General features: G+C 56.2%; 1 protein-coding gene. It reads left to right on the forward strand.

Annotated features, from left to right (window positions below):
• Positions 1 to 16: 16 nt before the first annotated feature.
• Positions 17 to 322, forward strand: a 306-nt coding sequence (locus tag SB765_RS28695; RefSeq protein ID WP_410932367.1) for an L-lactate permease, incomplete at its 3' end; no start/stop codon positions are given.

Consider the following 322-nt stretch of genomic DNA (forward strand, 5'->3'; position numbering starts at 1 on the left):
GCCGTACCTCGATAAACTGGTTGCCCGTATGCCGCCAGTGGTCAGCGAGGCTACAGCCTATGCCGCCGTGTTTAAGTTTGACTGGTTCTCTGCCACCGGCACCGCCATTCTGTTTGCTGCACTGCTCTCGATTGTCTGGCTGAAGATGAAACCGTCTGACGCTATCAGCACCTTCGGCAGCACGCTGAAAGAACTGGCTCTGCCCATCTACTCCATCGGTATGGTGCTGGCATTCGCCTTTATTTCGAACTATTCCGGACTGTCATCAACCCTGGCGCTGGCACTGGCGCACACCGGTCATGCATTCACCTTCTTCTCGCCG

Origin of the sequence: Pseudomonas sp. SIMBA_067 (genome assembly GCF_046534675.1) — a bacterium.
Taxonomy (GTDB): Bacteria; Pseudomonadota; Gammaproteobacteria; order Pseudomonadales; family Pseudomonadaceae; genus Aquipseudomonas; species Aquipseudomonas putida.